At 52.1% G+C, this 13,621-nt stretch carries 12 protein-coding genes; 9 read left to right on the top strand and 3 right to left on the bottom strand.

Going from position 1 to position 13,621, the window contains the following annotated elements; genetic code table 11:
* The first annotated feature begins 193 nt into the window (after positions 1-193).
* From NSU18_RS04655 to NSU18_RS04640, 4 genes are all read left to right on the top strand, one after another.
* Positions 194-1,354 carry a Gfo/Idh/MocA family protein gene (locus NSU18_RS04655; protein ID WP_341021609.1) on the top strand — a complete coding sequence of 387 codons (1,161 nt, stop codon included), beginning with the start codon at positions 194-196 and terminating at the stop codon, positions 1,352-1,354.
* Positions 1,355-1,523: 169 nt separating this feature from the next.
* Positions 1,524-1,766 (top strand): hypothetical protein, encoded by a 243-nt coding sequence (locus NSU18_RS04650; protein ID WP_341148371.1) that lies wholly within the window; start codon positions 1,524-1,526, stop codon positions 1,764-1,766.
* Positions 1,767-2,023: 257 nt separating this feature from the next.
* Positions 2,024-3,256 carry an IS110 family transposase gene (locus NSU18_RS04645; protein WP_341148273.1) on the top strand — a complete coding sequence of 411 codons (1,233 nt, stop codon included), beginning with the start codon at positions 2,024-2,026 and terminating at the stop codon, positions 3,254-3,256.
* A gap of 294 nt (positions 3,257-3,550) precedes the next feature.
* Entirely contained in the window at positions 3,551-4,744 is a 1,194-nt protein-coding gene (locus NSU18_RS04640) for an IS256 family transposase (RefSeq protein ID WP_341148370.1), read from the top strand.
* 419 nt (positions 4,745-5,163) lie between these two features.
* Here the strand turns inward: NSU18_RS04640 and NSU18_RS04635 are convergent, their stop codons facing one another.
* Positions 5,164-6,057, bottom strand: coding sequence for a helix-turn-helix transcriptional regulator (locus NSU18_RS04635; RefSeq protein ID WP_341148369.1), 894 nt, complete (start codon positions 6,055-6,057; stop codon positions 5,164-5,166).
* 123 nt (positions 6,058-6,180) lie between these two features.
* Between NSU18_RS04635 and NSU18_RS04630 the strand changes: the two genes are divergently transcribed.
* Positions 6,181-7,068, top strand: coding sequence for a sugar phosphate isomerase/epimerase family protein (locus tag NSU18_RS04630; RefSeq protein WP_341021611.1), 888 nt, complete (start codon positions 6,181-6,183; stop codon positions 7,066-7,068).
* A gap of 15 nt (positions 7,069-7,083) precedes the next feature.
* Positions 7,084-8,151: a Gfo/Idh/MocA family protein gene (locus tag NSU18_RS04625; protein WP_341021612.1), complete on the top strand. Its 1,068-nt coding sequence runs from the start codon at positions 7,084-7,086 to the stop codon at positions 8,149-8,151.
* A 195-nt stretch (positions 8,152-8,346) separates the two neighbouring features.
* Here the strand turns inward: NSU18_RS04625 and NSU18_RS04620 are convergent, their stop codons facing one another.
* A complete protein-coding gene (locus NSU18_RS04620) occupies positions 8,347-10,290 on the bottom strand; it encodes an AraC family transcriptional regulator (RefSeq protein ID WP_341148368.1) in 1,944 nt (647 codons plus the stop codon).
* Positions 10,291-10,487: 197 nt separating this feature from the next.
* Here NSU18_RS04620 and NSU18_RS04615 point away from each other — a divergent pair, with 197 nt between their 5' ends.
* Positions 10,488-11,039: a class I SAM-dependent methyltransferase gene (locus NSU18_RS04615; protein WP_341148367.1), complete on the top strand. Its 552-nt coding sequence runs from the start codon at positions 10,488-10,490 to the stop codon at positions 11,037-11,039.
* A 91-nt stretch (positions 11,040-11,130) separates the two neighbouring features.
* On the opposite strand, the gene NSU18_RS04610 is transcribed toward NSU18_RS04615, so the two are convergent.
* On the bottom strand, positions 11,131-11,337 hold the full coding sequence (locus NSU18_RS04610; RefSeq protein WP_036728736.1) for a DUF1657 domain-containing protein: 207 nt from the start codon (positions 11,335-11,337) through the stop codon (positions 11,131-11,133).
* 220 nt (positions 11,338-11,557) lie between these two features.
* Here NSU18_RS04610 and NSU18_RS04605 point away from each other — a divergent pair, with 220 nt between their 5' ends.
* Together NSU18_RS04605 and NSU18_RS04600 are read left to right on the top strand one after the other, a co-directional pair.
* A complete protein-coding gene (locus tag NSU18_RS04605; RefSeq protein WP_341148366.1) occupies positions 11,558-12,418 on the top strand; it encodes a DUF421 domain-containing protein in 861 nt (286 codons plus the stop codon).
* A 115-nt stretch (positions 12,419-12,533) separates the two neighbouring features.
* A complete protein-coding gene (locus NSU18_RS04600) occupies positions 12,534-13,511 on the top strand; it encodes an aldo/keto reductase (RefSeq protein WP_341023308.1) in 978 nt (325 codons plus the stop codon).
* Positions 13,512-13,621 lie beyond the last annotated feature (110 nt).

Raw genomic sequence — 13,621 nt, 5'->3', positions numbered from 1 at the left:
GCTGAAACGGTACCGTCCTTTAAGAGGACGGCAAAGCCGTTTCCACTTGGGAAATTATGATTTTCATCTAATGTGCTCCGCAGCACGTAACATTGTAGATAAATCCTGCAAGAAGCCATTTGACTAAAGCGCAGCCTGAATGAGAAAATGTATGCGTGTACACCGAGTAGTCTATTCAGTGAGGAGGCACCAAATGAAACAGCTACGCATTGGAATGATAGGTTATAAATTCATGGGCAAGGCCCACAGCAACGCTTACCGCAGTCTGCCAATGTTCTTCCCCAAGGCAGTTAAGCCGCAAATGTCGGTCATCTGCGGACGTAATGAGGAAGCGGTTACAGAGGCGGCAGCACAGCTTGGCTGGTCGGAGAGTGTGACCGACTGGAAGGAGCTGATCGCCCGCAGCGATATTGATCTGGTCGATATTAATGCGCCAAGCAATGCCCATAAAGAGATTGCCCTGGCGGCTGCCGCCGCAGGCAAGCATATCTTCTGCGAGAAGCCGCTGGCCCTGAATCTGGAGGATTCTCGTGAGATGCTTGCGGCTGCCGAAAAGGCGGGAATTGCGCATATGATTGGCTTCAACTACCGTTTCTCCCCGGCGGTCCGGCTGGCGAAGCGGCTGATTGAGAGCGGCCGGCTGGGCACAATCTATCATTTCCGCGCGTGGTTCCTGCAAGACTGGATTCTCGATCCGGAATTCCCGCTGGTCTGGCGTCTCCAGAAGGAGGTTGCAGGCTCAGGCTCGCATGGTGATCTGGGGGCGCATCTGATTGATCTGGCTCATTTCCTGGTCGGAGATGTAGAGGAGGTTATCGGCATGAGCGAGACCTTCGTCAAGGAGCGCCCGCTGGCAACGGAGATGACTGGACTGAGTGCCAAGGCGGGCAAGGATGCGCCGCGCGGTCCGGTAACCGTGGACGATGCCACACTGTTCCTGGCCCGCTTCAGCAGCGGTGCGCTGGGCAGCTTCGAGGCGACACGCTTCGCAGCCGGACACCGTTCGACCAATTCCTTCGAGATTAACGGCAGCCTAGGCAGTGTGAAGTTTGATTTTGAACGGATGAATGAGCTTGAGGTCTACCTGACCTCGGATGACGAGGATGTGCAGGGCTTCCGCCGGGTGCTGGCCACCGATCCGTCCCATGACTATGCGGAAGCGTGGTGGCCGCCGGGCCATACGATCGGGTTCGAGCATACCTTCATTCATGAGATGCTGGAGCTGTCGAATGCCATTGAGGAAGGGCGGCAGCCGGTGCCGAACTTCAACGACGGCGTGAAATGCCAGGCGGTGCTGGAAGCGGTCGAGCGTTCAATTGAGCAGCGGCGTTGGGTACAGATATCTGAGATGTAAGCTGAAGACAGGGAAACACCGCCGGCTGCTTGATGGCCTGCGGTGTTTTTTTGGCTGCCAGGGGGGATGGGCCTGTTAGCTGGTTGTAGTCGAAAAACCGACCACAATTGGACCGGGAGCGGCGCACGGACGGAATGTAGTCGGAAAACCGATCACAATTGGACCGGGAGTGGCGCACGGACGAAATGTAGTCGAAAAACCGATCACAATTGGACCGGGAGCGGCGTGCGAGCCAAATGTAGTCGAAAAACCGACCACAATTGGACCGGGAGCGGCGCACGGACGGAATGTAGTCGGAAAACCGATTACAATTGGACCGGGAGTGGCGTGCGCGCCAAATGTAGTCGAAAAACCGACCACAATTGGACCGGGAGTGGCGCACGGACGAAATGTAGTCGAAAAACAGGCATGACAAGACAGAGACCTTGTCACCCCCAGGAATGAAAATAAGTGGGTGGCATCCGTCGCATCCATTCTAAAAGAGGCTGTAGTCGTCAACACTACATATACAAATCAAAGGGCGGAAACGGTTACTGGGATACACCCCGTGCGAAAAACTGTTCTATTGCGCTTTTCGAGCATCGCCTATTGTAGCCCCCAAAAGTACGTGTATTAAATTACACTCACTCGAGCGCATGATTTGTAAGCTGACGATGGAGGATGATTGGAATGGATGCTGTACGTATGTGTTGCGCCGGTCTGGACGTGCACCAGGAAACCGTTGTGGCCTGCGTGTTGAAAGGACCGATCGAACAGAAACCCCAATGTCACCTGAAAACCTTTGGGACGACAACCAAAGAATTGCTAGGCCTGCAAGATTGGCTGAGTGAACAAGGCTGTCGGGAGGTGGTGATGGAGAGTACGGGCGTGTTATGGAAACCGGTATGGAACATCTTAGAGGGCAGTTGTGATCTGGTCTTGGCCAACGCCCAGCGGGTAAAGAATACGCCGGGTCGAAAAAGTGACATGCAAGATGCGCGCTGGTTAGCGCAATTGCACCGTTGCGGGCTCATTGAAGGCAGTATGGTGCCCGAACAAGACATCCGGGATTTGCGAGACTTGACCCGTTACCGGAGTAAGATGGTGCAGGCGGTGACGGCGGAGAAAAACCGCATTCACAAAATCCTGCAGGATGCCAACATTAAGCTAACCACCTTTATGTCCGATCTATATGGGGTTTCGGGACGGGGCCTGCTCCAGAAGATCATGGACGGCGAGGTCATCGACGAAGGGACCGTTAAAAACCTGGTCAAAACCCGTTTGAAAAAGAAAGTTCCGCAGTTGCTAGACGCGCTCAATGGCAAGTTGCGCCGTCATCACCGCGAGATGATTCGAGACCACTGGGACCACTTGGTCTATTTGGAGAAAAGGATCACGGAGCTGGAAGCTCGAATCGAGGCGAAGGCAGAACCGTACCTGGAGGTGATTGAACAAATTGACTCCATTCCAGGAATTGAGCGGACGTCTGCCGTGACCATCTTTGCCGAAGTGGGGCCGCATGTCGCGGAAATGTTCCCGAGTGATGCGCAGTTTGCATCATGGGCGGGGGTGTGTCCAGGGAACAACGAAAGCGCGGGAAAGCGAAGAAAGTCAAAAACGATGCAAGGGAACAAGCATCTGAAAGGGGCCTTGTGTCAGGCGGCTTGGGCGAACTCTCGCTCCTCGAACCGGATCGGCCAATTTTTTCGACGAATACGTAAGAGAAGAGGCGATAAAAAAGCAAACGTCGCCACCGCGCATTTGCTGATTCGAATCCTCCATGCCCTGATGCGGGAGAAGAGGTCATACCAAGAAATAGACGTCTCACTAGGCGATGAGACGTCCAAGAAAAACACGTTAGATAGGTACGTGAACTATATCCAGCAGTTAGGATATAGCGTGCAATTAAATCCTATCCAATAGTCTTCCCTTTTTCAAAAAAAACGAAACGTTTTTTTGGGGCGGTGGGTCTTTTTTTGTCAAAACCCGTTCTGCTGCGCATTTTCCGGTACTTTTATTTTCGTATTAAACCGACCACAATTGGACCGGGAGTGGCGCACGGACGAAATGTAGTCGAAAAACCGATCACAATTGGACCGGGAGCGGCGTGCGCGGATGGCGTAAAGTAAGTTGTGTACCAAGATTTGGAGTCTAGTCAGACACCAAAAAAGTAGGGTATCCTCGGGATTGCGAAACCACCAAGGAGGAACCCTACCAATGAATATTTTACCCGAAAGTTCTCTGAATAATCTATTTGAAAAACTTGTTAAAGATTTTGTGAAAGACAACATGGAACGCCTGTTGCGCGCCGAAATCCAGGGGTTTATGGACAGTGAAGAATCGGGTGCCAGTAATAGTCGCAACGGCTATTATACGCGAGACTTGCACACGAAATACGGCCATATCGAGGATCTTCAGGTGCCCCGGGACCGCCAAAGCCTTTTCCAAACGCAGATGTTTGAGCCGTACCAGCGGCGGGACGGATGGTTAGAAGAGGCTGTCATCCAAATGTATAAATCGGGCATGGGCACGCGGGATGTGGCCCGGTTCATTGAAAGTATGTTTGGCAGCCACTACTCCCCCACCACGGTCAGCAATATTACGGCTACGGTGCTGGACGATATCCACCAGTGGCAGAAACGGCCCCTGAGCAAACGGTACTCCGTGATCTACTTGGATGGGCTGTACGTGAAGCTGAAACGGGGCACGGTCCGTGGCGAAGTGGTCTACTTTGCGATGGGGATTGACGAGGAGGGACAGCGTCAAATTCTCGGGTTTTACGTGGGCGGCCAAGAGAGTTCGAATGGCTGGCGGGAGGTACTCAAAGACCTGTACGACCGCGGAGCGCAGGAAGTCCTGCTGGGTGTGTTTGACGGACTACCGGGGCTGGATGCGGCGTTTAAAGAGACCTATCCTCAGGCAGATGTACAGCATTGCGTAGTGCACAAAGTGCGGGCCACGTTCCCTAAAATCCGGATGGAGCACAAAACTGATGTCCTTGAAGCGTTGAAAACCGTATATACCGCACCGGATGAAGTGGTAGCCCGGGCTAACTTTGATACGGTCAAAGCGAAGTGGAACAAGCTATATCCGAAGGAAATGAGGTCCTGGGAGGAACAGTTATCCACACTCCTGACGTTCTACAAGTATCCGGAATCGATCCGTAAAGCGATCTACACGTCGAACCCCATCGAACGGATGAACAAGGAAATCCGCAAGCGTCTGAAACCGATGAACAGTCTGACGAACATGGATGCGGCAGAGAAAATCGTGTACCTGGAGATGCTGGAATACAATGAACGTCATGCAGGGCGGGTCGCCCAAGGCTTTGGCATGGATGCCGTTAAAAAGAAGCTAAAAGAGCTATTCGAAACACGCTACCCCTCTTTACCCGCACCGGAAGAGGCGTAGCAGAGAAATCCAGTTTCTGGGGGTCGGGGTTCCCCCTCCCCCCAGAAACACTGCACCCCAACCCGTAACCCGGGGGAGGTACTTCTACTCTCTTACACAAACTTCTTGACGCTACCCGTGCGCGCCAAATGTAGTCGGAAAACCGATCACAATTGGACCGGGAGCGGCGCACGGACGGAATGTAGTCGGAAAACCGATTACAATTGGACCGGGAGTGGCGCACGGACGAAATGTAGTCGAAAAACCGATCACAATTGGACCGGGAGCGGCGTGCGCGCCAAATGTAGTCGGAAAACCGATCACAATTGGACCGGGAGCGGCGCACGGACGGAATGTAGTCGGAAAACCGATTACAATTGGACCGGGAGTGGCGTGCGCGCCACGTAAGCCTGATGGTTGGCCGGAGCTCGCACTTGGATTTACTCCTGCTTCCGCGCCTGGGAAGGGGTTAAGCCTTTGTACTGCTTGTACAGCTTAGTGAAGTAATTCGGATTGTCACAGCCGACCCGGCCTGAGATCTCGGTAACCGTCAGGTCCGTCTCCAGCAGCAGCCGCTGCGCCTCATCCATTCTGCAGAAATTCACATAATCGATGAACGTCCGGCCGGTGAGCTTCTTGAAGGTTTTGCAGAAATGAAAAGGGTTCAAATTCACGAAACGGGCAGCGGCCTCAATCGACATCTTCTGATCGGCGTGGTTCTCCAGGTGCTCCAGCAGCGGCTTGAAGCGCTCCCGGTGGATCGAATGGCGTTCGCTGTGCTCCCGCTCGCTGCGTTGCCGGGCCGGGAAGGCCCGGGACATCAGGGTAAAGAACAGGTGCAGCTGATTCTTCACCACGAGCTGAAAAGCCGGCTGCTTGGCCTCCACTTCGGCAATCACACGCTCCAGCAAATGATAATACGCGGCGCATTCCGGCTGCTGGGCGGCAGGCATGACCGGGAATTGATTCAGATTATTAAGGTACGGAGCTACGAATTGCTCATGCTGGGAATCCTGGTTCCGGTCCTTGAACAGCGAGGCATGGAACACAATGGAGACATACGACAGGTCTCCGCTGCACTGGCTATAGCCGACATGAAGCCCGCCGGAGGGCACCATCAGAACATCCCCCGGCCCGGCCTCATAAGGCTTGCTGTCCACATGAAAAATGGCCTGGCCTTCGCGCATAATGATGATCTCGAAATGCTCATGCCAGTGCAGAAACAGGATGTTCTGCTCAGGAGATACCTCCCGGCAGTTGTTGAAGAAGAGACGGAACGGATACGTTTTCTCTTCCAGCCTTGGATATTCCTTAAGTTCCTTCGGATAGTTCATCTTTATTCAACTCCCGCAAGATTCAGCTAGTTTAGCACAAGATAAGTAGAGATTTTACGTGAAATGACAGATATACTTGGGTTGTTGATCTAACTATAAACCAATATTGGAGTGGTATACAAGATGCAAGACACCATGAGAATCGGAACGCTGGTTGGCGGCGGGGATGCGGTCAGAGTCATTCCGCAGATTATTGGACATGGATTCGAATCCTTCAGCTTAACCTTTTGGCAGACTACAGGAACTACTGATTTGGCGGAAACAGCGGCACGGGTGCGTGAACTGGCTGCGGAGCATGATTTCACGATTTCTTCAGTCGGCATATTCGGGAATCCGCTTACAGGGACAGGTGACAATTCGGATACGGTTGCCAGCTGGGAACGGCTGATCGATCATGCCCATTTGTTCGGGACGGATCTGGTCTCCGGCTTCACCGGACGTCTGCCAGGTGTATCTATAGATGAGTCGATTCCGAAGTTCGCGGAGGTGTTCGGTGAGCTGTCGAAGCGGGCGGCGGAGCGCGGGGTCAAGATCGCTTTTGAGAATTGCTCGATGGATGGGAACTGGCAGAAGGGGGACTGGAATATTGCGCATAACCCTACGGCCTGGGAGAAAATGTTCAACGCGGTGAATGCCGATAATCTCGGCCTGGAATGGGAGCCCTGCCACCAGATGGTGCAGCTGATTGACCCGATCCCGCAGCTGCGCAAATGGACGGATAAGATCTTCCATGTCCACGGTAAGGACGCCACCATCGCCTGGGATATTATCAAGGAATACGGAATCCACGGACCTCAGCCGTATGTGTGGCACCGTACGCCGGGCTTCGGGGATACGAACTGGACAGATGTGATCTCAATTCTCCGCCAAGCCGGATACAAGGGCACGATTGATATTGAAGGCTGGCATGACCCTGTATACCGTGACGATCTGGAGATGACCGGTCAGGTCCATGCACTGAATTATCTCAAAACCTGCCGGGGCGGCAGCTTCATCCCGAACCCGGTGTAATTGGAGGAAAGAGTGATGACAGCAGGATATCGTGTGGTTGTGGCGGGCTGCGGGGCTATGGCTAATGAGTGGATCAGCTATGCTCTGAAGCACGCTGATAGAATAGAGATTGTAGCGCTCGTGGATATCCGGCGGGAGTCCGCTCTGGCCATGGCAGAGAAGCACGGGCTTACTTGCCCGGTATTTACTGATGTGGAACAGGCGATTTCGGGTACGGCGGCTAATCTGGTATTTGATGTGACGGTACCCGCCAGCCATTACAGTATTGCCAGCAGTGCGCTTGAGGCCGGGTGCCATGTATTCGCAGAAAAGCCGCTGGCAGAGACGATGGAGCAGTGCAATTCAATCGTTAATATCGCTGAACGTACCGGCAGAAGCCATGCGGTGATGCAGAACCGCCGGTATGATCCGCGCATCCGCTCATTGCGGGAGCTGATAACGTCAGGGGTGATAGGGCGGACAGGCTCTATCAGCGCGAATTTCTTCCTGGCTCCGCATTTCGGCGGTTTCCGGGATGCGATGGACAGCCCGCTGCTGCTGGATATGGCGATCCACACTTTCGATCAGGCCCGCTATATCAGCGGCGCTGATCCGGTAAGCGTGTATTGCCAGGAGTTCAATCCGCCGGGATCGTGGTATGCGGGGAATGCGGCGGCGGTCTGTATTTTTGAAATGTCGGACGGCTCCGTGTTCTGCTATCAAGGCTCCTGGTGTGCGGAAGGCGCGCCTACCTCCTGGGAAGCTTCATGGCGGGTGCAGGGTGAAAAGGGAGCTGCGATCTGGGATGGACGGGATCTGCCGTATGCCGAGGTGATTAGTGCCGGGAGTGAACACTCCGGCCAGTTCCTCCATGAATATGGGCGGCTGGAAGCGCCGGAGGTACAGATGGAGGAGACCTTTCACCAGGGCTGCCTCGATGAAATGTTCCGTTCGCTGGCCGAAGGCCGTCCGGCCGAGACGGATTGCCGCGATAACCGCTACAGCATGGCCATGGTGCTGGGCGCTCTGGAGAGTGCGCGGACAGGCCGCAAGCTGAGTATTGCCGAGTTCATAGACGGCGCTGAGTTGGCGGGCGGGGAGTAAGGCGTAGGGGATTTTAGGAAGCGAAATGGAATGCGAAAAGGGGTGTCTCAAAAGCCATAAACTGGCTGCATGAGACACCCCTTGTTTTTGAGTTAGAGATACGTCAGCTCATGGTGAGGACGCTCCGCGAACGGACCGTTGTTTAAGCGGGATGCGAAGATACAATTTTTTTAACACAACTGCTTGTTGGTCTAATTATTTATCCGTCCCCAGTAACAAGTTCACAACCGTATCCAGCTGCTGCTCCAAAGAATAGGGGTCCTCCATGACAAATTCATCATGATAATTATCCCCGTATAAAAATACTTTCCCCTTCTTCACGGCAGGCACACTTTTCCATATATCACTTTCCATTGCTTGGCTCGTAATCTCAGCATCGCCATTATATACAAAGATATAATCACCTAAATATTCAGGAAGCACCTCAAGTGAGATCGATTCGAACCCCTCTTTCATATGTAAGGCACTTTCTGTTGGAGGCAGCTGCAGCATTTCGTAGATAGTGGAGGAACCATAATTTCCGCCCGTGGCTGCTAACACATATACTGTTTTTTCGGCAAACTGAACGATCGATACCGTCTCCCCTTCCTTAATGACGTTAAATACCTTTGACTTTGCTTCAACAACCTTCTGTTCGTATTCCGCAATCCAATCCTCTGCCTGCTGCTCTTTTCCGAATATCGCGGCTACGCTTCTGAATTTATCAAGTGGTCCGGCGGTTGACAACTCTTCCCAGTATGGCAGAAAAACAGTGGTGCCAATTTTCTCGTATTGGTCAACGTAATCTTCGATGGAACCGATAATGAGGTCTGGCTCCAGCATGGTTAATTTCTCCAGATTCATCGGGAATTCCCCCAGATCTTCGATTCTTTCGAGTGTTTCTTGGGGAATCTCCGCCTTGTCCATCCAGCCTTCGTCGAGCATGAACGTTCTTGCCCCGACAGGGACAATGCCCAGTTTCAATAAATGGCCCATATATTGGTCTGCCGCGACTTTTACCGGCTCTGCGGGCACTTCAATGTCTCCTCTTGGAGTGGTTACGATCCGCGTCTTCGGACTTTCTTGTGTGGCAGCCGGAGTTGCCTGATTTACGTTATTGTTCCCGCTGCTTGAATCCTTCGCCGCTGTGTTCGTCCCGTTGGAGCAAGCACTGATCAGCATGGAGCCGCACAGCAGGATTGCAGCCATGGCCACAGATCTGCTTGGTTTTGATTTAAACATATGTATATCCCCTTTGTCCGTATTATGATAATGATTATCATTATTAATATACAGATCAGCACCCGTATCAGAAATAGAGGATGTGGGGATGTTTAATGGACTTTCAGCAACTTTATGCTGCTTCAGCTCCCTATTTCTATGATGAGCAGGGGATACACCCTTTCGTTTTTTATAAATCCTGCTGAAATAATACACGTCTTTATACCCGACGCTCGCCGCAATTTCCCCGACAGAAGCATTTGTTGTCATTAGAAGCTCTGATGCAAGGTCAAGCCGGTAGCGGATTAAGTAATCTATCGGACTGATGCCGGTATGCTCCTTAAATAAGGATGACAGGTGATAAGCACTGAATTTGAACACTTCCGCAAGTGAATCTAAGGTAATAGGTTCCGCATAATGCTCCTGGATATAAGTGATTACCTGCACAGCAACAGAAGTGGTTCTGCCCTCAGTCTCATGCTCTTGCAGGCGCAATTCCTTTAATGTCAGATGAACGAACTGGTAAAAAAGTGCTTTTACATGAAGACGCTCTTCCGGCTGATCCCATTTCTGATGCATCTGCTGAATTTTGTTATACAGTGAAAGAGGAGCCTTAGGGCTGAAACAATACTGCTCTTGAAAAGGATTCGCTTCATGAAGCAAGGATTTGTAATAAATGATATAGTAAATAAATTTGCCGTTTACGGGAACGATGCTTAGGGTTGTCCCTTCGCCGCAATGCAAAAGTTGAAATCCTGTACAAGCAAACTCAGCCTGGTCTGCCTGAACTTGTGCGCTTCCTTGTACCGAAAGCAAAAATAGATTGGCAGGTATTATAAATGGAGGAAGAACTTCGCCTCGCGCTAACTCCTTCTGCCGGATATCGAGCAGCTTAATTGCAGCCTGATCCCAAAGCAATAATTGATTGCTGATGTGCATGATGCTTGATTCCCCTCCGTTATCTGTCTACTTCTCATTTTAAATGATAACCATTATCAATGACAGTCTGAATAATATTTGCTAAATTGAAAGTCACATAACTCCATATCCTCCTCACATCGCTGCATTCCAGATCTGCGTAATGAAGCTTAGAATAAATACCAGATAGTGGATGTAACGAACAAGGAGTGATCTTGATGGATGAACAGTTAAAAGTGGTGATTGGGAGCGGCGGAAGCCGGCATAACCAGGGATGGCTGCATACGGAGGAGAGGGAGCTTAATCTTTTGCAAGAAGAACAGTGGACTGTCAGGTTCAAGAAAAGCTCTATACTAGCCATCCTTGCGGAGCATGTCTGGGAGCATCTGACGTATGAGGAGGGGATACAGGCGGCACGAACCTGCTATTCGTATCTGGCACCTGGCGGGTATATCCGCTGTGCAGTGCCGGATGGGTATTTCCCGGATGAAACTTATCAAAGAATAGTACAGATCGGGGGACCGGGTCCCCTGGACCATCCGGCGGCGTCCCACCGTATCGTACATAATTACAATACTCTGCGAGGCATGTTCACGGCGGCTGGCTTTGAGGTCAGACTGCTGGAATATTGCGATGAATCGGGGCATTTTCATTATAACCACTGGGATGAGGAGGGAGGATTTATCTACCGTTCCAGACGCTTTGACCACCGCAATACAGAGGAAAGATTAGGTTTTGTCTCGCTGATTGTGGATGCCGTTAAGCGATAACACATAACATCTCCTCCTGACAAAAAGGCTGATCCCCGCAGCACAATTCGCTACGCTAAGATCAGCCTGTTCTTCATTTAGCCCGCCCGGGCTAGAAGCCCCGGTACTGCGGCTCTTCCTTTTCCAGCTCAGTTACGCGTCCTTCCACCTGCTGGACAATCTGCTGAGTCTGCTCGGCGGCATTGGTAAACAGGGTCTTGGCTTCTTCATTTTGCGTTTCCATGGCGAATTGCTCCAGACTGGCCTGGGCGCTTTTCAGCGAAGCTACGCAGGTCTTGACTTGTGAGGCGACAGTCATCAGGTGTTCCCTCCTCCATAACATAGAAATGGATCATCATCCACGGATTCTAGTATCTGCATTCCCGCAGCTCATATTCTGGAAAAACACTCCAGCCTCATCAAAGCATAATCAACCGGCACAAAAACTTTTGGTTAATTCACCCCTGGTTTGACAAATACTGAAGCAGAATGCCTGAGCACACAGAGCATGAAATATCACAATACAGGGGGTTATTCGAATGCCTGAAGCGCTGGAGGTTGTCTTGCGGACCTTGTTTGCTGTGGTCGTAATGTTTTTTCTAACCAAGATACTCGGTAAACGGCAGGTTTCGCAGCTGTCATTTTTTGAATATATTACGGGAATTACGGTGGGGAGCCTCGCGGCGTATATCTCGCTGGATACGGATAAGACCTGGCATCTGGGCCTGATTGCCTTAGGCGTCTGGGTTGCCTGCTCGCTGGGAATCGAATATCTGCAGATCAAGAGTAAGAAGGCCCGGGATTTCATTGACTTCAAATCGACGGTGCTGATTAAGGACGGCAAGATTCTGGAGAATAATATGAAAAAAGAGCGACTGAGCGTCGACGAGCTGCTGGAGGAATTGCGCAAAAAGGATGTCTTCAAGGTGGCCGATGTGGAGTTTGCGATTATGGAATCGGATGGTGCGATTAATGTGCTTTTGACCAAGGAGAATCAGCCCTTCACTCCTAAGGACCTGGGGATAAAGGTCGCTCCGGAGAAGGAGACGCTCGCAGTAATTATGGATGGTGAGATTCTGGATGAGCCGCTGGATACGCTGAATCTGTCCCGGAAGTGGCTGCAGGCTGAGCTGGAAAAGCTGAATCTGACTGTAAAGGATGTCTTCCTCGGGCAGGTAGACTCTTACGGTGAGCTTACCGTGGATCTCTATGCCGACAATGTGAAGGTGCCACAGCCGCAGGATAAGCCTCAGCTGTATGCGCTGCTGAAGAAATGCGAAGCCGATCTGGAGCTGTTCGGTCTGTCCACCAAGAACAAAGCGGCGAAGCAGATGTACGGAAATTGTTCAGAGCAATTGCAGGAGCTGCTGCAGAAGCTGAAGCCTTTTATCCAGAATTGACAGCAGTTGTGACCAAGCGGACAACAGGGGGAGATTTTCCATTCGGGCGCTGTAGAGGTATACTATAATCGATTTCATAGGATCTATTTCACGTATAGGGAGGATGCTGCCGATTATGGACTATGTGAAGCTGGGGACGACCGGACTGGATGTATCACGGATCTGCCTGGGGTGTATGAGCTATGGTGTGCCGGAGCGCGGAACCCATCCCTGGTCGCTGAATGAGCAGGAGAGCCGGCCGTTTATCCGCAAAGCGCTGGAGGTGGGCATTAATTTCTTCGACACAGCTAATATCTATTCGGATGGGACCAGTGAAGAGATTGTCGGACGGGCCCTCAAGGAGTTCGCCTCCCGTGACGAGATTGTGCTGGCCACCAAGGTGCATGGACGCATGCGTCCCGGCCCTAATGGCGGCGGCCTGTCGCGTAAAGCCATCCTGAGCGAAATCGATCACAGCCTGAAGCGGCTGGGCACAGATTATGTGGACCTGTATCAGATTCACCGCTGGGACCCGGCCACTCCGGTTGAGGAGACGATGGAAGCCCTGCATGATGTGGTAAAAGCAGGCAAAGCCCGCTATATCGGTGCTTCTTCCATGCCTGCGTGGCAATTCCTTAAGGCACTGCATACCGCAGAGCGCCATGGCTGGACCCGGTTCGTATCGATGCAGAACTACGTAAATCTGCTGTACCGGGAGGAGGAACGGGAGATGCTGCCGCTATGTGAAGCGGAAGGGATCGGCGTAATTCCGTGGAGCCCGCTGGCCCGTGGCCGGCTGACCCGGGACTGGCAGGAGACGAGCACCCGTTCAGAGAGTGATCAGTTCGGCAAGCTGTTGTATGCACAGACGGAGGAAGCGGACCGGCTGGTGGCCCTGCGGCTGAAGGAGATTGCGGAGCAGCGGGAGATTCCCCGTGCACAGGTGGCACTAGCTTGGGTGCTGCAGAAGAAGCCCGTCACAGCGCCGATAGTCGGAGCAACCCGGATGAGCCATCTGGAGGATGCTGCCGCAGCGGTATCGGTTACCCTCACTGATGAGGAGATCCGCCGGCTTGAGGAGCCTTACGTGCCTCATCCGGTGATGGGCTTTTAGCACTGGTATTATATGATAATTTGAGTTGTTGAGTTGAACAGGAGCCGGAGGACGGCTCCTTATTTGTGCGTTCTATATAAGGTGAACTAAAAAAATTAACAAAAAAGCAA

Source organism: Paenibacillus sp. FSL H8-0048, assembly GCF_038002825.1.
Lineage (GTDB): Bacteria > Bacillota > Bacilli > Paenibacillales > Paenibacillaceae > Paenibacillus_AQ.
This window is presented reverse-complemented; position numbering and strand designations above follow the sequence as displayed.